Source organism: Halomonas sp. ML-15 (assembly GCF_014779595.1).
Lineage (GTDB): Bacteria > Pseudomonadota > Gammaproteobacteria > Pseudomonadales > Halomonadaceae > Franzmannia.
Genome location: NZ_JACXZT010000019.1, coordinates 1,105,172 through 1,124,942, shown reverse-complemented (window position 1 = coordinate 1,124,942; position 19,771 = coordinate 1,105,172). Strand labels below are relative to the sequence as shown.

17 protein-coding genes and 1 tRNA gene are annotated in these 19,771 nt (G+C 61.1%); 5 read left to right on the top strand and 13 right to left on the bottom strand.

The features are described from left to right. Position 1: 1 nt before the first annotated feature. On the bottom strand, positions 2-598 hold the full coding sequence (gene betI, locus IEI94_RS17000; protein WP_191168446.1) for a transcriptional regulator BetI: 597 nt from the start codon (positions 596-598) through the stop codon (positions 2-4). Between the two features lie 203 nt (positions 599-801). Between betI and IEI94_RS16995 the strand changes: the two genes are divergently transcribed. Together IEI94_RS16995 and IEI94_RS16990 are read left to right on the top strand one after the other, a co-directional pair. Beyond that, positions 802-1,761 (top strand): choline ABC transporter substrate-binding protein, encoded by a 960-nt coding sequence (locus IEI94_RS16995; protein WP_191168445.1) that lies wholly within the window; start codon positions 802-804, stop codon positions 1,759-1,761. 81 nt (positions 1,762-1,842) lie between these two features. Then, positions 1,843-1,919, top strand: a tRNA-Met gene (locus IEI94_RS16990). 63 nt (positions 1,920-1,982) lie between these two features. On the opposite strand, the gene IEI94_RS16985 is transcribed toward IEI94_RS16990, so the two are convergent. After that, positions 1,983-3,349, bottom strand: a protein-coding gene (locus tag IEI94_RS16985; RefSeq protein ID WP_191168444.1) for an IS3 family transposase whose coding sequence is annotated in 2 segments (ribosomal slippage) — positions 1,983-2,878 and positions 2,878-3,349 — 1,368 coding nt in all. Because the reading frame shifts where the segments join, the coding sequence is not laid out codon by codon here. A 171-nt stretch (positions 3,350-3,520) separates the two neighbouring features. Between IEI94_RS16985 and IEI94_RS16980 the strand changes: the two genes are divergently transcribed. Beyond that, positions 3,521-5,023, top strand: a complete 1,503-nt coding sequence (locus IEI94_RS16980; protein WP_191168443.1) for an NCS2 family permease — start codon at positions 3,521-3,523, stop codon at positions 5,021-5,023. Between the two features lie 48 nt (positions 5,024-5,071). On the opposite strand, the gene IEI94_RS16975 is transcribed toward IEI94_RS16980, so the two are convergent. Both IEI94_RS16975 and IEI94_RS16970 read right to left on the bottom strand, forming a co-directional pair. Then, positions 5,072-6,346, bottom strand: a complete 1,275-nt coding sequence (locus IEI94_RS16975; RefSeq protein WP_191169642.1) for an MATE family efflux transporter — start codon at positions 6,344-6,346, stop codon at positions 5,072-5,074. Positions 6,347-6,487: 141 nt separating this feature from the next. Next, positions 6,488-8,512, bottom strand: coding sequence for a putative bifunctional diguanylate cyclase/phosphodiesterase (locus IEI94_RS16970; RefSeq protein ID WP_224750174.1), 2,025 nt, complete (start codon positions 8,510-8,512; stop codon positions 6,488-6,490). A 312-nt stretch (positions 8,513-8,824) separates the two neighbouring features. Between IEI94_RS16970 and IEI94_RS16965 the strand changes: the two genes are divergently transcribed. Further along, a complete protein-coding gene (locus IEI94_RS16965) occupies positions 8,825-9,619 on the top strand; it encodes a 2OG-Fe dioxygenase family protein (RefSeq protein ID WP_191168442.1) in 795 nt (264 codons plus the stop codon). A gap of 187 nt (positions 9,620-9,806) precedes the next feature. Here IEI94_RS16965 and IEI94_RS16960 read toward each other — a convergent pair whose 3' ends face one another. The 6 genes from IEI94_RS16960 to fabI all read right to left on the bottom strand — a co-directional run bounded on the left by IEI94_RS16960 (position 9,807) and on the right by fabI (position 15,297). After that, a complete protein-coding gene (locus IEI94_RS16960) occupies positions 9,807-10,391 on the bottom strand; it encodes a YceI family protein (protein ID WP_191168441.1) in 585 nt (194 codons plus the stop codon). 32 nt (positions 10,392-10,423) lie between these two features. Beyond that, on the bottom strand, positions 10,424-10,990 hold the full coding sequence (locus tag IEI94_RS16955) for a cytochrome b (protein ID WP_191168440.1): 567 nt from the start codon (positions 10,988-10,990) through the stop codon (positions 10,424-10,426). A 124-nt stretch (positions 10,991-11,114) separates the two neighbouring features. After that, the gene (locus IEI94_RS16950; protein ID WP_191168439.1) at positions 11,115-11,801 is read right to left on the bottom strand and encodes a type 1 glutamine amidotransferase domain-containing protein; all 687 of its coding nucleotides are present in this window, start codon (positions 11,799-11,801) and stop codon (positions 11,115-11,117) included. 93 nt (positions 11,802-11,894) lie between these two features. Next, positions 11,895-13,106 (bottom strand): acetate/propionate family kinase, encoded by a 1,212-nt coding sequence (locus IEI94_RS16945; protein ID WP_191168438.1) that lies wholly within the window; start codon positions 13,104-13,106, stop codon positions 11,895-11,897. Continuing rightward, positions 13,103-14,521: a bifunctional enoyl-CoA hydratase/phosphate acetyltransferase gene (locus IEI94_RS16940; protein ID WP_224750173.1), complete on the bottom strand. Its 1,419-nt coding sequence runs from the start codon at positions 14,519-14,521 to the stop codon at positions 13,103-13,105. The genes IEI94_RS16945 and IEI94_RS16940 overlap by 4 nt, the downstream gene beginning before the upstream one ends. 2 nt (positions 14,522-14,523) lie before the next feature. Further along, positions 14,524-15,297, bottom strand: coding sequence for an enoyl-ACP reductase FabI (fabI, locus tag IEI94_RS16935; RefSeq protein ID WP_191168436.1), 774 nt, complete (start codon positions 15,295-15,297; stop codon positions 14,524-14,526). Positions 15,298-15,483: 186 nt separating this feature from the next. On the opposite strand from fabI, the gene IEI94_RS16930 reads away from it, so the two are divergent. Then, the gene (locus IEI94_RS16930; RefSeq protein WP_191168435.1) at positions 15,484-16,683 is read left to right on the top strand and encodes an iron-containing alcohol dehydrogenase; all 1,200 of its coding nucleotides are present in this window, start codon (positions 15,484-15,486) and stop codon (positions 16,681-16,683) included. 11 nt (positions 16,684-16,694) lie between these two features. On the opposite strand, the gene gntR is transcribed toward IEI94_RS16930, so the two are convergent. The 3 genes from gntR to IEI94_RS16915 all read right to left on the bottom strand — a co-directional run bounded on the left by gntR (position 16,695) and on the right by IEI94_RS16915 (position 19,759). After that, positions 16,695-17,690 (bottom strand): gluconate operon transcriptional repressor GntR, encoded by a 996-nt coding sequence (gntR, locus tag IEI94_RS16925; protein ID WP_191168434.1) that lies wholly within the window; start codon positions 17,688-17,690, stop codon positions 16,695-16,697. Between the two features lie 79 nt (positions 17,691-17,769). Further along, positions 17,770-18,261 carry a gluconokinase gene (locus IEI94_RS16920; protein WP_191168433.1) on the bottom strand — a complete coding sequence of 164 codons (492 nt, stop codon included), beginning with the start codon at positions 18,259-18,261 and terminating at the stop codon, positions 17,770-17,772. 19 nt (positions 18,262-18,280) lie between these two features. Then, entirely contained in the window at positions 18,281-19,759 is a 1,479-nt protein-coding gene (locus IEI94_RS16915) for a tripartite tricarboxylate transporter permease (RefSeq protein WP_191168432.1), read from the bottom strand. Positions 19,760-19,771: the final 12 nt, after the last annotated feature.

The window sequence follows — 19,771 nt, the reverse complement described above, 5'->3', positions numbered from 1 at the left end:
GTCACGCTGAGGCGTTACGCCCCAGCTGTTCGTCGAGGTAGTCGTAGGCGAGTGAGCGAGCGCGCTCCACATCCAGGCCTTCCGGGGCCAGTGCACCACGTAGCCACAGGCCATCGATCATGGCCGCCAGGCCTCCAGCGGCGCGGCGTGCCTCAGCCTTGGGCATGCAGTGGCGAAACTGGTGGCAGAGATTGGAGTAGAGGCGCCGATCGTTGACATACTGCAGGCGCTGCAGTGGGCGGCGGTGCATGCTGCTGGCCCAGAAGGCCAACCAGGTCTTCATGACCGACTGGCTTACCTGGCTGCGATCGAAGTTGCCATCGATGATCGCACGGATGTGTTCGCGGGGGTTGTCAGCGGGCAGGGACTGGCGACGCACGGCGACTGCCTCGCCAAGATCATTGAGGATCTGACGCATGGTGGCCTCGAGCAGGCCATCCTTGCCACCGAAATAATGACTGATGATGCCTGCCGACACACCGGCGCGGCGAGCAATACGAAGGATCGTGGCGTCGGCCAGGCCAGCTTCGTCGATCGCTTCCATGGTGGCGCGGATGAGCTGGCTGCGGCGGATGGGTTCCATTCCTACCTTGGGCACCGGTCGCCTCCTTTGACTATTTTGAATGTGATTTGGTGGCCCGCTGTCATGCGGAGAGGGCTGGCCAGACGGTGGCTAACCCATTATGGTAAGAAGTATGCCTCTTTTTTATTGAACGTTCAATCAATAAAAGAGGGGGCATGCACAAAGACAAGAGAAGCATCGCATTCTGTTTACCGATACCTATACGCAAGGAGAACCTCATGTCGAATCATTCTCGCCTGATGCTCAAAGGGACGCTGCTGGCCGTAGGTGCGCTGACCGTCAGCGTGGCTCAAGCCAGCGAGCCTGAATCATGTGACATGGTGCGCTTCGCTGAGGTCGGCTGGACCGACATCACTGCGACCACCGCCGTGGCGCGAGAGTTGCTGGAAGGGCTGGGCTATGAAACTCGGGTCGACACCGTGTCGGTGCCGATTGCCTATGGCGGTATGCGTAACGGCGACTTCGATGTCTTTCTCGGTAACTGGATGCCGTCGATGGCCTCTATCAGCGATCCTTATGTCGAGGCGGGTGACGTGGATCGCTTGAGCGCCAACCTCGAGGGGGCCAAGTACACCTTGGCGGTGCCGCAGTACGTTCATGATGCGGGCGTGACGTCAGTGGCCGATCTCGACGAGCACGCCGAGCAGTTCGAAAGTGTCATCTATGGTATCGAGGCTGGTAACGACGGCAACGAGTTGATCCAGGATATGATCGATGACGATGCCTTTGGGCTTGGCGATTGGCGGCTGCGCGACTCCAGTGAAGCGGGCATGCTGGCTGAGCTGCGCTCCAAGGTTGGCAATGACGAGTGGATGGTGTTTCTCGGCTGGGCGCCACACCCGATGAATACCAATTTCGACATCGCCTATCTGGAAGGTGCCGACGACTACTTCGGACCCGACATGGGGGGCGCTACTGTTTATACCAATACCCGCGGTGGGTATGCAGAAGAGTGCACCAACGTCGGCACGCTGCTGGATAACCTGGCCTTCACCCTGGAGATGGAAAACCAGCTGATGGCGGCGATCATGGACGATGGCGAGGACCCGCGTGATGCGGCGCGCGCTCACCTGCAGGCTGATCCCGAGGTGCTCGAGGAGTGGCTGGCTGGTGTCGTGACCCGCGATGGGGACGATGGGCTGGCTGCAGTGCATGCTGCGCTCGACATTGAGGAGTGATCCTCGTCAGGGGGCTTGTCATGCGTATTCGGCATAGGCATAATTCGCCCCCGTTGCCTGCCGGTAGGCGGGCAATCATGTGGCTACGTAGCTCAGCTGGTTAGAGCACATCACTCATAATGATGGGGTCCCCTGTTCGAATCAGGGCGTAGCCACCAGATTTTGCAACAGCGCCCGATGCCCTTGTGAACTGACCCCCAATCGTTGGACGGTTAGTTCTCTTAACCGGCGACCATGGCCTGAGTCCTGTATTGCACTGGGCTCAGGCCTTTTAGTCTCTGCTTGATCCGTTGATGGTTGTAGTAGTGGATGTAGTCGGCAATGCCTTGCTGCAACTGCTCAACGGTGTCGAACCGGTTCAGATGGAAGTACTCGGACTTCAGGGTGCCGAAAAAGCTCTCGATGGCGGCATTGTCCAGACAATTTCCTTTCCGTGACATGCTGCGCAGTATTCGTTTCTCCACCACCAGGCGACGATAGTTGGGGTGCCGGTAATGCCATCCCTGATCCGAGTGCAGTAGAGGCCGATCACCCGGCCTCAGCCGGTCGAAGGCGCTCCTCAACATGTTCTTCACCAGGCCGAATACCGGTCGTGGCCCGGTCTGAAAGGCGATGATTTCGCCGTTATATAGATCCATGACCGGTGACAGGTAGAGCTTCTGGTCATCGACCTTGAATTCGGTGATGTCGGTCACCCATCGTTGATTCGGTCCTTGGGCCTGAAACCGACGCCGTAGCGTATTCGGGGCGGCGTAGCCCTCGGCTCCTCGATATGCCCGATACCGCTTGGGGCGAACGAGGGACTTCAGGCCCAGCTGTTGCATCAGCCGCTGGACGGTCTTGTGGTTGACCGCCTCGCCTGTCTGGCGCAGCACAGCGGTGATACGGCGATAGCCATAGCGTCCCTTGTGGTGATCATAGATCGCCTGGATACGCGCCTTCAGAGACGCATACGGATCGCCAGCCACCAAGGCCTTGAGCTGGTAGTAGAACGTGCTGCGTGGTAGCGATGCCGCACGTAGCAGCATCGCCAGTGGGTGCTCATGCCTTAACCCTTGGACGGCTTGGGCTTTTTGCCCCGTGTCGTCGCCCACTTCTCTCGGGTCAAGGCATCGAGCTTTTTTAGATAGGCATTCTCCGCCCGCAGATATGCCAGCTCCTCGAGCAGCTCCTCATGGGAGCGCTCACCATCGGAGGGAGGCTCGGGCGGTGGAGATGGGGGTTTCTGGGGCATCGGGCGGCGTCCCGTACGTTTCGGTTCCAAGGCGATTAGGCCACCACTATGGTACTGGCGCTCCCATCTGCCAATAGCGCCAGCGGCACGGATATCAAACAGTGCCTCGGTCTGCCGGATCGACAAGCCGTCGCGCCACATCCTTTCCAGCACCTCACGCTTGAACGCTGGGCTGTAGTGATGGCGTGTCCGGCGCAATCCTGAAGGCCCATGCTCCCGGTACTGCTCCACCCATCGCCTGATCATGGAATAGTCCAGACCAAGGTGGTGGGCGACCACTTCTAGGCCGTCATCCCCGTCCAGGTATTGCTGCACCACTTGCAACTTAAACTGGTCGCTGTACTGGTTCCTCATAGAAACACCCCGAAGGTTGGATTGGGTGTCCAACTTTCGGGGTGCAGTTCAATCTCCCGGGCGTTTTGCTGTGCGCGCGAGCCGTTGATATCGACACTTGACCAACCAGTCAGACAAGGCGACACTGCCGTCAGCCTTGTATACAAATCAAACAACCCGTGAGGCACTGCCATGGCTACTCCCGCTGTGCACTACCCCTGGTACAAGAAGGAAGACACCGACGCCTTCTTCGCGCTGTTTCAGAACAACATCGCCAACTTCGTGATTATCGCCCTGACCATGCTCGGCATGGGCTTTCCCGCCGCCATCGTGTTCGGCCAGGTCCTGCCGGGTGCCGCCGTGGCGGTGATGGTGGGTAACTTCTACTACGCCTGGAGCGCGGCACGCCTGGCGCGCAAGGAGAATCGCGCCGACGTTACCGCCCTCTCCTACGGCATCTCGACCCCGGTGATGTTCGTGTTCCTGTTCGGCGTGCTGCTGCCCGCCAAGCAGCTCACCGGCGATGCCGACCTGGCCTGGAAGATCGCCGTGGCCGCCTGCTTCATCAGCGGTGCCATCGAGGCGCTGGTCAGCCTGATCGGCCGCTGGGTACAGCGTCACCTGCCGCGTGCCGCGATGCTGGGCGCAGTGGCCGGTGTGGCGCTGACCTTTATCGCCGGCGAGATGCTGTTCAAGACCCTGGAGATCCCGGTCATCGGCCTGCTGGTGATGGCAATCATCATCGTCGGCCTGATCGGCCGGGTGAGCATGCCATTTCGCATCCCCACCTCGCTGTTCGCCATCGTCATCGGCACGGCCCTGGCCTACCTGATTGGCGCCACCGAGGAGGGCCAGTTCAGCGACGCATTCACGCATCTCGGCTTCTACCCGCTACTGCCGACCCTGGCATGGTTCGAAGGCCTCGGGCTACTGTTCACCAGCATGCTCGCGGTCCTCACCGTGGTCCTGCCAATCACGCTCTACAATGCCATCGAGACCATGAACAACGTCGAGGCCATGGAGGCCGCCGGCGACAAGTACGATGTGCGTGAGTGCCAGGCGGTGGACGGCGCCGGCACCATGATCGGCGCGCTGTTCGGCGGCGTCTTCCCGACCACGGTGTATATCGCCACCGTAGGGGCCAAGTGGATGGGCGCCGGGCGTGGTTACAGCATTCTCAACGGCGCGGTCTATGCCATGGCCACCATGTTCGGCCTGATCGCCATGCTGGCAGCGATCATTCCGGTCTCGGTGGTGGCACCGATCCTGGTATTCGTCGGCATGTCGATGATCGCCACCGCCTTCCAGACCAACGACACCCGCTACTATCCGGCGGTGGCGCTGGCGATGCTGCCCTACTTCGCCAACTATGTGATGACGCGCTTCAATAATGCCGCCGGCGAAGTGGTCAGCGATATCTCCACCGCCATCGTGGCACTGGGCCAGGGGGCGATGTTCACCGCCATCCTGATCGGCGCCATGACCGTGTCGGTGATCGACCACCAGTTCCGGCGCGCCGCCGTCTTCGCGCTGTTCGCCGCTGGATTCTCCTTTATCGGGCTGATGCACGCGCCGCGGCTGGCCTTCAACGCCGCGCCCGATTTCGCCATGGGCTACGTCGTGATGGCGCTGTTCTTTGGCTTCTACGCGCTTCAGGGCGCACGTCAGGAACGTCCGCTGCCCAGCGGCGATTGATCTTGCAAGCCCTTTAACCAAGAAGCCCCATCCAGTTGGACGGGGCTTCTATCGACTCCCCAAGGTGTTGCCCATGGTGATCCGATAGAGCCGCCACGCCAGCAAGCCCGCCAACAAGTTGCCCAGCGCCGCCCCTATCGCCAGCCCCTTCAGACCGCCCACCAGCATGCCCAGCCACAGGCAGGGCAGATAGCAGACGAATAGCCGGGCGCTGGACATGAGCATGGCGCGCAGCGGCCAGCCCAGGGCATTGCCTGCCGATACAACGATCATGCACAGCCCCAGCAATGCATAGCTGGGCAGCAGGAAGCGGATCAGCAGCGCCAGATCGTCACCGATATCCGGGTTGCCCGCGAGCCCCTGCGCCACCCACGGCGCAGACAAGGCCATTATCAGTCCCAGCAGCAGTTGCCAGCCCACCACGGCGATGGCGGCCACCCTCATCAAGCGCTGGATCTGCCCCCAATCACCGGCGCCATAGCAGCGACCCAGCCAGGGTGGCAACGACATGGTCAGCGCCAGCACCAGCATCAGCGACAGCGTTTCCAGACGGCTGGCGAGCCCCCAGGCGGCCACCGCCGTTTCGCCTAGCCGCGAAACGATGGCGATAGCCAGCATCGCCGCCAGCGGCGGCATCAGCTGACTGACCATGGCAGGCCCGGCAATCCCGGCGAAGGGCCGCGCCGAACGCCGAGCCTCCGGCAGCAGGCCGCTGCGCCCCAGCCAGTCGGCACGGCGCAAGCGCGGCCACAGGATCAGGCCGCCGCTGGCGAAGGCAATGACCGTGGCCCAGGCCGCGCCGGGCAGCCCCAACCCCGCCCAGGGGCCAACGCCGAAAATCAGCAGCGGGTCGAGCAACAGGTTGATCAGGCTGGTAAGTACCATCAGCTTTCCCGGCAGCCGGGTATCGCCGTGGGCGCGGCATAGGCTGTAGCCAAAATAGAGCACGGCCCCGAGCCAGGCCGCCAGCAGCTGAGGGCCCCAGTAGCCGCGAATCAGTACCAGGCTCTCTGCAGATGCGCCCAGGCGCGCGAAGATCGGTGTCTGGGCGAGCCATAGCACACCCACCAGCAGGCCGATGACAACCCCGCCAACGCCCAGCACCAGGCTTCCCAGCCGTCTGGCACGGCGTGTTTCACCGGCGCCCAGCGCGCGCGAGATCAGCGCAGCAATGGCGATGCCCAGACCAACTTGAATGCCAATGATCAGGAATGTCAGCGGGAAGGTGTACGATTGCGCCGCCAACGGTGCGGTACCGAGGCGCGCGATAAAGGCGCTGTCGACCAGTTGGAAGCCCAGCAGCGCAAACACACCGATGGCCATCGGCCAGGTCTGGCGCCAGAGTTGAACGGCGAGTCGCGTTGAAGAAAGGGCAGCAGCAGACACGGGCACTCCAGTCGATCAGGGGCGCACTAGTCTACTTGATCTTGCCAGCGGCTTGGCAGCCACCTTCGCGCATGTCGCCTAGCTGACGATTCGCGACTGTCCACCCACCAGGCCAGTCAGCAGCCGGGTAGTATCAGCGGCACTCATCGGCTTGAAGAAATAGTAGCCCTGGACCAGATCACATTTCATCTCACGGACCAGTTCGAGCTGCTCCTCGTTCTCGACCCCCTCGGCAATCACCTCGAGACCCAGCCGGTGGCCGATGAATACCGCAGCGGCCATGATCGCCCGATCACTGGGATCCTTGGGCGCGTCGCGCACGAAACTGCGGTCGATCTTCAGCGACGTCACCGGAAACAGCTTCAGGTAGCTGAGCGAGGAGTAGCCGGTACCGAAATCGTCGATGGCGATTTTCATGCCGCGGTGATAGAGGCCGCGCAGGGTGTCGAGAATCCGCTCCTCGGCCTCTATCAGCACGTTCTCGGTCAACTCGATGCCGATATCCTGTGGCGTCAGGCCGAACTCGCTCATGCACGCCTCAAGGTGCTTGAAGGTATTGGCCATCGCCAACTGCTTGCCGGACAGGTTGATGTCGACCCGGGGGCCACCCAAGCCTTGACGCTTCCACTCGGCCTGCTGACGGCACGCCTCGCGGATTACCCAATCACCGATACGGTGGATCAGCTGCGAGCGCTCGGCGACCGGAATGAACTCCGATGGCGAAATGGCGCCCCCCTCACTCGGGTACCAGCGCAGTAGCGCTTCCAGGTTCTCGATGCGCCCACTCATTGCGCTGACCTGGGGCTGGTAATGGAGGCTCAGCTCATTCTCGGCAAGTGCCAGCTGTAGCCGCTCTGCCAAGCGGTGCTGGTGCAGCAGCTCATCGTGGATCTTCTGGTTGAAGAACCAGCAGCGGTTGGGCGCAGATAGCTTGGCACGGTTCTTGGCAGCATCGGCATTATGGATCAGCTCGCGGGCGTTGGTGCCGTTATCCGGGAACAGGCTGACCCCCAGACTCGCCGTGACGTGGACCTCGCGGCCGTCGAGCAGGAAAGGGCGTGAGAAGCTGTCGAGCACCTTCTCCACCAGTTGCAGCACGTCGTTACCGGCGCGCAAGTGGGGGAAGGCCAGCACGAATTCGTCGCTGCCGAAACGTGACAGCAGGTCAGACCCGCGCTGACAGTAGCGGAGTCGTTTGGCTACCATCGACAGCAGCAGATCCCCTTGCTCGTAGCCCTTGGCGTCGTTGATCTCGGCGAAGCGGTCAAGATCGACGAAGAGCACCGCCAAATACTCTGCATGGCGCTGTGCCGTGACGATGAACTCCTCCAGCTCACGCTCGAAGGTGTTTCGATTGGGCAGTTGGGTAAGGGCGTCATAACGCGTCACGTACTCAAGCTCGCGACGCGCTTCCTTCTGCTCGGAGAGATCCACATCGACGCAAAACATCAGTGGATCATCGCCATGCTCACCCAGCATCAAGTGCTGAGAGAAGACCGCAACCGGCATCCCGGATTTGTTCTTGAGTTCTAGCTCGGCAGCAGGAATCTCGATGCCCTTGTTTATCCAGTCGTGGTGCGCCGCGATCACGCCATCACGCATGTAATCGGGAATAATCAGGTCTTCCAGCAGCTGCCCATGAGCTTCTTCAGGGAGATAACCGTAAAGTCGGGTGCTGGCTGCGTTCCAGTAAATCACACGGCGGCGGCTGTCATAACCCTGCACGGCCACCTTGGGCAAGCTCTCGAGCAGTGCCCGAAAGCGCAGTTCGCTCTCGTTATGGCGCTGCTGGGCCAACACCAGGGCGTGATGATCGGCGAGCACGATAGCGGTACCGTCACCGTTACCGTCGTTGGCAGCATTCACTCCGTCTGGGGGTTGGTCGTCGCCCCCCTCTCGTGCCGGTTGCCCGTGATGAAGCGAGGCGCGCCGCTCATACCACCAGCCCAGCCCTAGTGCTACTGCAGCGCTGGCGCCCAGCACGGTGGGCAACCAGGCAACCCCACCGAAACCTATCAATATCAGCGCCGCGGCAAAGGCGGCCACCAAGAGCACCGCCACACCCAGCAGCAGATCAGCGTGCGGTCGTTGTCGCTTGTACAAGATGCGCTCCCCTGCAACTCACCCGGCTAGCCCCGCGGCGAGTGTGTCAATTTCATGAGTCAATCCTACATTGCTTCGCCTCCTTGCGCAGCGGCAACGCACTCCGCAGACCCGTATTCCGTCAATGAGTTAGCCCACTACACATAGACTGACTGACCTAATAGTAGCCACCTATGCACGTTATGACGATATTTCTACATATTGCGCGTTTTGTTGACATTACTTTTCATTTGTTTTCATTCTGTTTCCTGTAGTACCCAAGCAGTGCCGAGCCATTCTGGACTCGGCCCTCAATACAGAAAGGAAACGATCATGAAACAGGAAAGCCTCAAGCACGGTTACGACGTCACCAGCATGCCCTTCGACTTCGCGCGTAGCTACTGGCACCCCGCGGTCCACGAAGAGCTTAGCCAACAGTACTGGAGCGTCACCAACGTACGTGAGCAGATCGACCTGCCAGCCTGGCAAGGCTACCTCGCCGACCTGCCCCGCGACCCCTATGTCAATCAGCGCTGGAAGCGCATGGCCTGGCTGACACTCAATGATCGCGACGAGGTCGAGGTGATGGGGGAGTGCCCGATGGCACAAGGGGGCATGTTCAATGATGCGGATAGCATGGCCGACGTGCTGCGCTACTACCCCAGCCTGGAAACCTCGTTCGTCGAGCGCAACGACGTCAAGGCCTTCGTCAAGGCGTGGGCCAAGCTGTGGGGGATCAGCGCCCGTGAGCCTATCCTGATGCAGATCACTGGCATGCGTGGCAGCGAACCTCTGGATCCGTTACAGGGCCAGGGCATTCATTCCGATGGCTGCAAGTACCTGAGTATCATGGTGGTAAGCCGCGACAACGTCAGCGGGGCCAATAGCCTGCTGTTTGCCGACAAGGCCGGAACTCGCCCGCTCACCAAGCAGGTCCTGACACCGGGCGATGTGCTGCACATTCGCGACGACAAGCTGTTCCACGGCGCCGACGGCATGACCCAGGATGATCGCGACAAGCCCTATGAGCGCTTTATCATCATCATCAACAGCCGCTTCGTCGATGCCTTCCAGAACAAGATGCTGCGTCGTCACTTCCCGGATGCGGTACTCAACGAAGGTCACTGACCGCTGACCTGTTAGCCAGGCAAGCTCCCGATGCATAGCCTCCCAAAGCCGGCGCACTCCATGAGTGAGCCGGCTTCCTGGGTAGCGTCCTGGCAAACAGTCACGTCAATTGTCGCGTCCACTAACGCACAAGCTCCCGGCGCTTGGCGCCGGGAGCTTGTTGAGTTACCACAATGGTGCGTCAGGATTACTGACGAATCCCCTCGAAGGTCACGTACAGTTCGAGCTCCTGCATCGACTCAGGAAAGTCGCTCATGTCGATACCGTAATCCTCGAGAGTCAACATGGTCGACCCCTCGAAGCCGGCGCGGTAAGCGCCCCACGGATCTTCACCCTCGCCCATCAGGGTGACCGGCATCTCGATTTCGCGGGTTTCACCTTTAAGGGTCAGCTCACCGGTCAATACACCCTCGCCTTCGTCGCCAGGCTCAAAGCCGGTGGTCACGAAGCTCGCCTCGGGATACTGATCGGCATCAAGGAAGTCATCGCTGAGGATATGGCGATCGCGCTCGGCGTGGTTGGTGTCCAGACTGGTCACGTCAACCTCGAGTGAGACACTGGACGCTTCCAGATCGTCCGGATCGTAGCTGAACTCACCGCTGAAATCGCGGAAGCTGCCGAGAATGTAGGAGTAGCCTAGGTGATTGATCTTGAACTGAACGAAGGCGTGCTGGCCTTCGATGTCGATCTCGTAATTGTCGGCCTGGGCCTGGCTCAGCGGCACCAGGGCGGCGGCCCCGAGAGCGGTCAGCAGTGCAGTCTTCTTCAACATTCCAGTGTCTCCGTTTGCGTCATTGCCCGCACTCATTTAGCGGGTGGCTTAGTGTGACCGACCCGTGGGCGCAGCATGCGCACCAAGGTATCGTGCCGGTCGATGAAATGATGCTTGAAGGCGGCCAGAGCGTGGCCGGCAGCGAGAATCATAAGCGCCAGGGCGCTATACCAATGAACGTTGCCTGCTACGCTCGCCTGATTCGGTAGGCCATGCAGGATCGCCGGCGCCTCGAACCAACCGAAGACGCTAATACCGCGACCGTTGGCAGTAGAAATCATATAACCACTGATCAACACCACCATCAGCAGGACGTATAGTAAAGTGTGCCCAATGTGGGCGGCCAAACGCTCGACGCGGTGGCCATGGGCCTGCGGTATGGGCTGGACGAAACGCCAGGCCACTCTCAGCAGGGTCGCCAGCAGCAGCAGCACGCCAATCGAGCGATGCCACCACGGTCCCAGGTTGTACCAGCTATCAAAATAGCTGAGCCCGGTCATCCACCATCCCAGGGCGAACAAGCCAATGATCGCTACTGCACTGAGCCAGTGCAGCAGGATCGCCACCAGGCCCCACCCGCCTGCGGTGTTGCGCCACATATCCAATCCCTCGTGATGGGGATACGCCGAGAGCGTATCCATTAGCACAAAGCCTAGTGGCATCTGGGCGGCAATACAGCGCCGCATCGGTTAATGCATCGTTCACGTCAGAGAAACGGTCCATTTAGCGGCCGCCAAGCTGCTCCAGCAGCAGTGCCGCGGTGGGCGCGCTGGAAGCGGGATTCTGGCCGGTTACCAGCAGACCGTCGTTGACCTGATAGGGGGCGAAATCATCGACGCTGCGCACATAGTCGGCCCCCAGGCGTTTGAGCTCGTCTTCGAGCAAGTGTGGCACCACTGCGCTCAGACCAACCGCATCCTCCTCACTGTTGGCAAACCCCGTAACCCGCTTGCCCTTGACCAGCGGCTCGCCGTTGGCGGCCTTGGCCTTGAGCAACACCGTAGGCGCGTGGCATACCGCGCCCAGAGGCTTGTCGGCGGCGAGAAAGGCCTCGATCAGGCGCAGCGAGTCGGCGTTGTCTGTCAGATCCCATAGCGGTCCGTGACCACCAGGATAGAAGATGGCGTCGTAATCGGCGGCATTGAGCATATCCAGTCGCAAGGTGCTGGCCAATTGCGCCTTGGCCTCCGAGTCCGCCTCGAAGCGCCGCGTCTCGTCGGTCAGCGCATCCTCCTGGGTCGAGTTGGGATCCACCGGCGGCTGGCCGCCTTTGGGCGAGGCCAGCGTGACCTCGGCGCCGGCATCCTTGAAGACGTAGTAGGGAGCGGCGAACTCCTCGAGCCAGAACCCGGTCTTGTGACCGGTATCGCCCATGGCGTCGTGAGATGTCAGTACCATCAGAATCTTCATCGTTGCCCTCCTGGGCCGCGTATCAGCATGCCCTGAATAGATGGCGACACGCCGCCAAGGTTCAACCCCAAGGCGCATAACCTCAAAGATCGATCAACGCCCGCTGCGCGATACCAGCAGTTCCTGAGTCTGCCAGGCGATCATTTGCGCCTCGTCCGTGGCAAGCACCCACAGGCCGATGCGGCTCTCGGCGCCGGCAATCGAGGTGGCATGGACCCGGTTGGCCGCCGCATCCAGACGCGCCCCGAGCCAGCGGCAGCCGTCGACGATGGCGGCCCGCACCGGATCGGCGCGCTCGCCGATGCCGGCCGTGAATACCAGGTGGTCGAGCCCCTCTAGCGCCGCCGCGAGGCTGCCGATTTCACGCACGATACGATAGACGAACAGCTCCACGGCAAGCTGCGCAGACGGCGAGCGGCTGGTCAGCAGCTCGCGCATGTCGGCGCTGATGCCAGAGACCCCTAGCAGCCCGGCGTCGCGATACAGCAGCCGCTCCACCTCAGTGGCACTCATGCCGCGCTGCTGAATCAAGTGCAGCACCAGGCCCGGATCGAGGCTGCCGCTGCGGGTCCCCATCATCAGACCATCCAGAGCGGTAAACCCCATGCTCGAGGCAATGCTGCGCCCTTCGGCGATAGCACACAGACTGGCGCCACTGCCCAGGTGAGCCACGACCACCCGCGCACCAGGCTGGCCGCCCAACTCCCGGGTAAGTTGCCGATTCACATAATCGTAGCTGAGCCCGTGGAAGCCATAGCGACGCATGCCGTCATCATGAAAGCGCTGAGGCAGTGCATAGCGCTGCGCCAACGCCGGCTGGTCGGCGTGAAAGGCGGTGTCGAAGCTGGCGACCTGAACCAGGTCGGGTCTGCGCTCGGCCAGGGTTCTTACCGGCGCCAGGCAGTGTGGCTGGTGCAAAGGGGCAAGCGGGCTGAGGCTCTCCAGTTCATCAAGGATCGTGGCATCGATGCGGGTCGCCTCGCGGTAGCGCGCACCGCCGTGAACGACACGATGCCCCACCGCGCTGAGATGCTGCCAACCAACCTCAGCTTCCAGCCAGTCGAGCAGGTGCGTCAACGCCGCCCCCTGCTGGTCATCACTGCTATCGCCGATGAATGATAGCGAGCGCTCCTCGGCCGGCCGCCCCAGGCCCGCCTCGAGCTGCCAGCGCGGTGAAGCGCCAAGCCCACTGATCTGCCCACGCAGCACCACTGGAAGCGCCTCTGGGGAACACCCTTCAGCGGCCTCGAACAGCGCAAACTTGAGACTCGACGAGCCGCTATTGAGTACCAGCACGAGATTCATGACGCTGCCGACTCACGCTGGTGGCGCGCCACCAGCAGTGCCAGGGCACAGGAGGCGAGCCGGGTGATGGCGTCATCGGAGCGACTGGTCAACACGATCGGCACCTGAGCGCCCATCACCAGGCCAGCCCCGCTGGCATCGGCCAGGTGGGTCAGCTGTTTCATCAGCATATTGGCGGCCTCCAGGTCGGGTGCCACCAGGATGTCGGCGCGCCCCGCCACCATCGAGTCGATGCCCTTGGTCTTGGCTGCGGCTTCGGAGATGGCGTTATCGAAGGCTAGCGGCCCATCGAGCAACCCACCGCTGATCTGGCCTCGCTCGGCCATCTTGCACAGCGCCGCGGCGTCCAGGGTCGAGGCGAGCCGCGGGTTGATCGTCTCGATGGCCGATAGCAGCGCCACCCGCGGCTGCTCGATGCCCACCGCGTGAGCAAGGTCAATCGCGTTCTGCACGATATCGCGCTTGATCTCGAGCCCCGGCGCGATGTTGATCGCGGCATCGGTAATGAATAGTGGTCGCGGGTAGGTCGGCACATCGAACGCCATCACATGGCTCAGTCGACGACCAGTGCGCAGTCCTGCGCTACGCGAAACCACCGCCTGTAGCAATTCATCGGTGTGCAACGCGCCCTTCATCAGCGCATTGGCACGCCCCTCACGCACCAGAGCCACGGCCTGCTCGGCGGCGGCATGGCTGTGCTTGGTGGCGATCAGCTCGAAGCCGTCGATATCTACCCCCGCGGCTTCGGCAGCGGCGCGAATACGCGCCTCCGGACCCACCAGAAGCGGCGTGATAAAGCCCTTGTCCGCCGCCTCCCAAGCGCCCTTGATCGAGACCTCGTCGACCGGGTGCACCACCGCCATGGTCAGCGCCTCGCTGCGCTCAGCGGCATTCAGCAGCTCATGCAGGTGCCCGCGCTCGGCCAGCCGCAGCTGCGGCATCACGGTGCGCCGCCTGCGCACCTTCTCGCGCGGGGCAACGACCTCGGCCTCACCTTCGATGACGCTCTCGCCGTTCTGGTTGGCGCAGCGACAATCGAAGGTGATCCGCGAGCGTTGCGCCTCCTTGAGGCGCACCTTGACGCTGACGGTGAGAACGTCGCCTAGCCGCACCGGCGCCATGAAGCGCAGCGACTGCCCGACATAGATGGTGCCAGGCCCCGGCAGCTCTGTGCCCAGCACGGTAGAGATCAGCGCCCCGCCCCACATACCGTGGGCGATCACCTCCTGAAAGCGCGAGCTCTTGGCATAGTCTTCATCGACGTGGGCGGGGTTGATGTCACCCGACATGATGGCGAACAGCTTGATGTCTTCGAGGGTCAGGCGTTTCTGTATCGAGGCGCTGTCGCCCACTTCTATTTCATCGAAGGTGCGATTCTCGATATCGTCCTGGTGCGGCGTCTGTGCATCGCTCATGGTCATGCCCTGATGTGGTGGCCGGCGTCGACGTAAAGGGTGGTGCCGGTCAAGGCGGCGCCGGCCGCAGAAGCGAGATAGACCACCGACTGCCCCACCTCTTCGACGCTGGCCAGGCGACGCAGCGGTGAGCGCGTCTCGCCATCATGGACCAGCGCATCAAAGTCCTTGAGACCAGACGCGGCGCGGGTACGAATTGCCCCGGGGGAGACCGCATGGGCCCGGATACCTGCCGGGCCCAGCTCGGCCGCCAGATAGCGGGTCGTCGCCTCCAGCGCCGCCTTGACCGGCCCCATCAAGTTGTAGTTGTCGACCACCTTGTCGGCGCCGTAGTAGGACATGCAGATCAGGGTGCCGCCATCATGCATCAGCGGCTCCGCTAAGCGAGCCATGCGGATAAAAGAGTGGCAGGAGAGGTCCATGGCCAGCACAAAACCGTCGCGGGAGCAATCGACGACCCGGCCGTGCAGATCTTCCAGCGGCGCGTAGGCGATGGAGTGAACGACGAAATCGAGGCGTCCCCAGCGCTCGGCGGCACGCCTGAACAGCGACTCCAGCTGGGCGTCGTCCTGGACGTCGCAGCAGATCAGCTCGGGCTCACCCAACTCGCCGGCCAGGGGCGCCACGAAACGCTCCGCCTTGGGTGAAGCGTAGCTGACGATCTGCTCGGCACCCGCCTCATGGCAGGCAAGCGCACAGCCGTAGGCAATACTGTCGCGATTGGCCAGTCCGGTCACGATGCCCACCTTGCCCTCTAGAGAAAACGCGTGGCCCATCTCGACCCTCTCCTTGTCAGTCGTCGTCCGATAGCGGCAGGTGGAATAACTTCGCTGCCGCACTGCAGCACAGGTTAGCGGAAGTCGCCGGGTATTGCCCGTTGAGGCCAGCGAATGCCCCCCACTTTCCCCTGGCGTATGCTGACATCAGCTTGCCACTCACCTGCACCGATCAACGAGAACGCCATGCCCTCCCCCTTCCCTGCCGTCCAGGTCTCTCGACTGCCCGAGATTCATCTACACGCCGAGGCGATTCGGCGCCTCCCGGCGCTGGTCGAGGAATTCGGCCAGCATGTGCTGCTGGTGACCGGTCGGCACTCATTCGTCGCCTCGCCCCACTGGCCTGCGCTGCTCGGGGAGCTGAAAGCACGCAACATCGAATGGCAGCACGCCAGCATCGATGGCGAGCCGTCTCCACAGCGCATCGATGAGCTGGTCAGCGAACACCGTCAGCGCAATATCGATGTCGTGGTGGCCATCGGCGGTGGCAGCGCACTCGACGCCGGCAAGGCCGTAGCGGGTCTGCTGAAAGCGGGCAATTCGGTGATGGATCATCTCGAAGGCGTCGGCCGAGGCTTGACATATCAGGGGCCGGCGGTGCCGATGATTGCGGTACCCACCACCGCCGGCACCGGCAGCGAAGCGACCAAGAACGCCGTGCTCAGCGTGCAGGGCCGCGACGGCTTCAAGAAATCGTTTCGCGATGCCCAACTGGTGCCGCGCATCGCCCTGGTCGATCCGGCGCTGCTGGTCGGCTGCCCCAGACCCCAGCTGGCCGCCAACGCCATGGATGCCCTGACCCAGCTTCTCGAGTCCTATGTCTCCCTCAAGGCCAACGCCTTTACCGACGCCTTGGCCTGGGCCGGCCTGGAGGCCCTCCAGCAAGGCCTATGGGGGGCCTGGCAGGCCGATGCCGGTCAGTACAACGAGGGCTACACGCGACTCGCCTACGCCTCGCTGAGCTCGGGCATAACGTTGGCCCAAGCAGGGCTGGGTGCGGTTCACGGACTGGCCTCACCGCTCGGCGCCTTCTTCCCGATGCCCCATGGCGCCGTCTGCGGCACCCTGTTAGCCGAGGCCACTGCCACGAATCTTGCAGCCCTTGAGGCGCATGCCCCGGCGTCACCGGCGAGGGGTAAATACGCCCGCGTCGGGCGTCTGCTGAGCGGCAACGCTCGGTTAAATGACGACGACGCCAACCGGGTGCTGGTGGAAACCCTGCACGACTGGAGCGAACGCTTGGAGATGCCGCGACTAGGCCGCTTCGGCATGAGCGCCGAGGATATCCCGCGGGTAGTTGCCAACGCGCGCGGTGGCAGCATGCAGACCAACCCGCTGGTGCTCAGCGACGAGGCGCTGGCCGAGCTACTGACAGCACGCCTTTAGCACGCCTACGATCATAGCGTGCCGCCCGCCTCGATACGAAACCCCAGGTCGATCACCCGCCGGGTGATCGCCGTGCCCTGAATGCGCGCCAGCAGCTCGCGGGCCGCGGTCTCGCCGATCGCCTCCCGTGGCGTGACCACGCTCGCCAAACGAGGCGCCATGACCTGGCCAACGTCGTGGCCATGAAACCCGGCGATGGCAACGCGCTCCGGCACCGCCACGCCGCGGCGCAGACACTCGAAGTAGGCGCCTACCGCCACGTCATCATTGGTGCAGAACAGCGCATCGGTCTCGGGGTATTGGTCGAGCACCTCACCGAGTAGCGCGGCCCCTACGCTATAGGACGAACGCTGGCTCCGCCACAAAGTGGTGGGCTGTAGCCCAAACTCCTCCATCGCCTGACGGTAACCCTGTTGGCGCTGACGGGTACGTTCGTCAAGACGTACGGCAAGATAGACGATATGACGCCGACCGCGTCGAGCCATTTCGCTGACCATTTCATAGCCAGCCCGAACATTGTCGAAGCCCACAGCCTGGTGAAGCGGCGGTGTCAGCGAATCCATGATCTCCACGATTGGTATACCGTCGGTTTCAAGCATGCGGCAGGTGCGGCTGGTATGCAGGCTGTCGGACAGGATCACCCCATCGACGTTATAGGACAGCAGCGAAGCCAGGCTGCGTTCCTCGAGCTCCGGGCTATAGCCGTAGTGGGAGAGCATAAGGTGATAGCCCGCGGGCTCGGTGACTAGCTCAATGCCCTTGATGACATCGGCGAAGACCTGGTTCGCCAACGATGGCACCATCACCCCGATGGCACGACTGGTCGCCTTGGAGAGAATATCCGGTGCGCGGTTGGGAATGTAACCGAGCTCCTCTACCACCGCATAGATGCGCTCGCGAAGCCCCTCTGAGACCATCTGTGGGTCGCGCAGGCAGCGGCTGACGGTCATCTTGGTGGCACCGACGCGCTCGGCGATATCCTGAAGTGTTGGTCGTTTATTTCTCACGTCAGCCTAAATATCAGGTAATGGTTGCCGAAGGCCTCCAATGAGGCGTTATCGGAAGCTCGATGGCACTATACCGAAATCATTGGCTCAGCGCCGCCAAACACTGACGGAGGACCCCCTCTTCATCCATACGAATATCAATGGGAACTGCCTCTCCAAGGCCTGGAGGCTCAAGCTGTTCGAACTGATTTCGTAGCATTTTTTCACCACTGAAGTAGTGACCTTCCCGCTTGGACAAGCGCGATGCAATCGTATCGAAGTCACCGTCCATATAGAGAAAAACCAAGTCGGTGGCCGCTTCACGAAAACGCTGGCGATAGCATTGCTTCAACGCTGAGCACCCCAGAACCAGCGCCGGCTCGCGCTCGATCAGTTTGGCCAGATCTGCCAGCCAGCTAACACGGTCAGCGTCACTGAGCGGCTTGCCACTGGCCATTTTCTTCACGTTGGCTTCGCTATGAAAGTCATCAGCATCGAAGAAAGGAATGCCCAGGTGCTGGGCAAGCCGCTCGCCTATCAAGCTCTTACCGCTGCCTGAAACGCCCATGACAACGATCTTCAAGTAGCCCATCACTTGCCCCGTCCCTGGTTCAGCCTGTTTTACGACGCATTTGAACAACCACCACCAACAGTACCAACACCATAATCAGCAGACCAATGGCCAATGGCGAAGAGAGCATGTACTGGACAAGAGGCACGTCACGGGCCCCAGCGATACGCATGGCGCGTGCCAAATTGGTTTCAATCAAAGGACCCAATACAACACCAATAATAATCGGGGCAAGTGGCACTTCGATTTTCTTGAATATAGCTCCAGCAATACCTAACACTAAGGCGATGAGAACATCAAACAGGCTGTTGCGCAGACTGTAGGCGCCGAATAGAGCGAAAACCAGAACCGTCGGCACGATATATTCCATACGGATTTTAAGGATATAGGAAAAATACTTGATGCCGACCGCACCAATGATGGTCATGGCCACTACCGTCAACAGCATGCCATATAGAAAAGTGTAGGCCACATCGGGACGATTAACGAACAGGCTTGGACCCAGAATTATGCCATGAATGACTAGTGCCCCAGCGATGATAGCACTGGTTGGGCTACCCGGCACACCTAGCGCCAATAGCGGGACCATGGAACTTCCCACCGTAGCGTTATTGGCACTTTCCGCAGCGATAATACCTTCTGGGTTGCCTTTTTCGAAAAGGCCAGGCTGTTTCGATACACGTTTGGCTTCACCGTACGACATAAATACGGCCAGTGTCGTGCCCACCCCAGGTAGAAGGCCAACGACCGTGCCAATAAGGCCTGACTTCCACACTAAAAATCGCGCCTTGAGAATCGACGTCAACACTGACGTACGACTGATATTCTGGTCACGATATTTTACCTGCTCGCTGGGTTTCTTGCCAATATTGAGAAACATCTCTGCGAAACAGAATAGTCCCAACACCACAGGCACAACGGAAATACCAGAGCGAAGGTCGACGCTGCCAAAGGTAAAACGCTCTGACCCAGTGATCATATCGATGCCGATGGTACTAATAAACAGCCCGAAAAGCACGGCAAAGGCTGCTTTGAGATAGCTTCCGCTCAGGGCTCCAACAACGATGAGACCACTCAGCGAGACAAAAAACATCTCGGCAGGACCGAATTGTAGGGCAAGCCTTGCTAGCGGTGGCGTAAAGAAGATAAGGATCATGACGCCGATAAAACCACCAAACATACTGGAAAAAATCGAGTAATAGAGCGCTTCCTTAGCTCTACCTTGCTGGGTCAAGGGGTAACCTTCCATGGCAACTGGCGCCGCCACGACATCACCTGGAACATTGATCAATATGGCAGTAATCGAACCGCCATACATACCCCCCATATAAATACCGCCCAATAACAAGAGACCTATCTGTGGCTCCATGGTGAACGTCAGGGGAAGCAGCAGCGAGATACCAATGGCGCCGTTTAGTCCAGGTATGGCTCCCACCACGATGCCGATCAACACACCAGCGAACACCACTAAAAACACACTCGGTGTAAAAAGAACAGAAAGTATCGAGATAAGATCCATGAGCACTGCCAA

What these genes read in the sequence shown, in the direction of transcription:
- IEI94_RS16980 (WP_191168443.1), top strand. Translation starts at nt 3,521, where the DNA reads ATGGCTACTCCCGCTGTGCACTACCCCTGGTACAAGAAGGAAGACACC.
- IEI94_RS16995 (WP_191168445.1), top strand. Translation starts at nt 802, where the DNA reads ATGTCGAATCATTCTCGCCTGATGCTCAAAGGGACGCTGCTGGCCGTA.
- IEI94_RS16955 (WP_191168440.1), bottom strand. Translation starts at nt 10,990, where the DNA reads ATGTGGCGCAACACCGCAGGCGGGTGGGGCCTGGTGGCGATCCTGCTG.
- IEI94_RS16975 (WP_191169642.1), bottom strand. Translation starts at nt 6,346, where the DNA reads ATGGCCATCGGTGTGTTTGCGCTGCTGGGCTTCCAACTGGTCGACAGC.
- IEI94_RS16920 (WP_191168433.1), bottom strand. Translation starts at nt 18,261, where the DNA reads ATGGGCTACTTGAAGATCGTTGTCATGGGCGTTTCAGGCAGCGGTAAG.
- IEI94_RS16945 (WP_191168438.1), bottom strand. Translation starts at nt 13,106, where the DNA reads ATGAATCTCGTGCTGGTACTCAATAGCGGCTCGTCGAGTCTCAAGTTT.
- IEI94_RS16940 (WP_224750173.1), bottom strand. Translation starts at nt 14,521, where the DNA reads ATGAGCGATGCACAGACGCCGCACCAGGACGATATCGAGAATCGCACC.
- IEI94_RS16915 (WP_191168432.1), bottom strand. Translation starts at nt 19,759, where the DNA reads ATGGATCTTATCTCGATACTTTCTGTTCTTTTTACACCGAGTGTGTTT.
- IEI94_RS16960 (WP_191168441.1), bottom strand. Translation starts at nt 10,391, where the DNA reads ATGTTGAAGAAGACTGCACTGCTGACCGCTCTCGGGGCCGCCGCCCTG.
- IEI94_RS16930 (WP_191168435.1), top strand. Translation starts at nt 15,484, where the DNA reads ATGCCCTCCCCCTTCCCTGCCGTCCAGGTCTCTCGACTGCCCGAGATT.
- fabI (WP_191168436.1), bottom strand. Translation starts at nt 15,297, where the DNA reads ATGGGCCACGCGTTTTCTCTAGAGGGCAAGGTGGGCATCGTGACCGGA.
- IEI94_RS16950 (WP_191168439.1), bottom strand. Translation starts at nt 11,801, where the DNA reads ATGAAGATTCTGATGGTACTGACATCTCACGACGCCATGGGCGATACC.
- IEI94_RS16965 (WP_191168442.1), top strand. Translation starts at nt 8,825, where the DNA reads ATGAAACAGGAAAGCCTCAAGCACGGTTACGACGTCACCAGCATGCCC.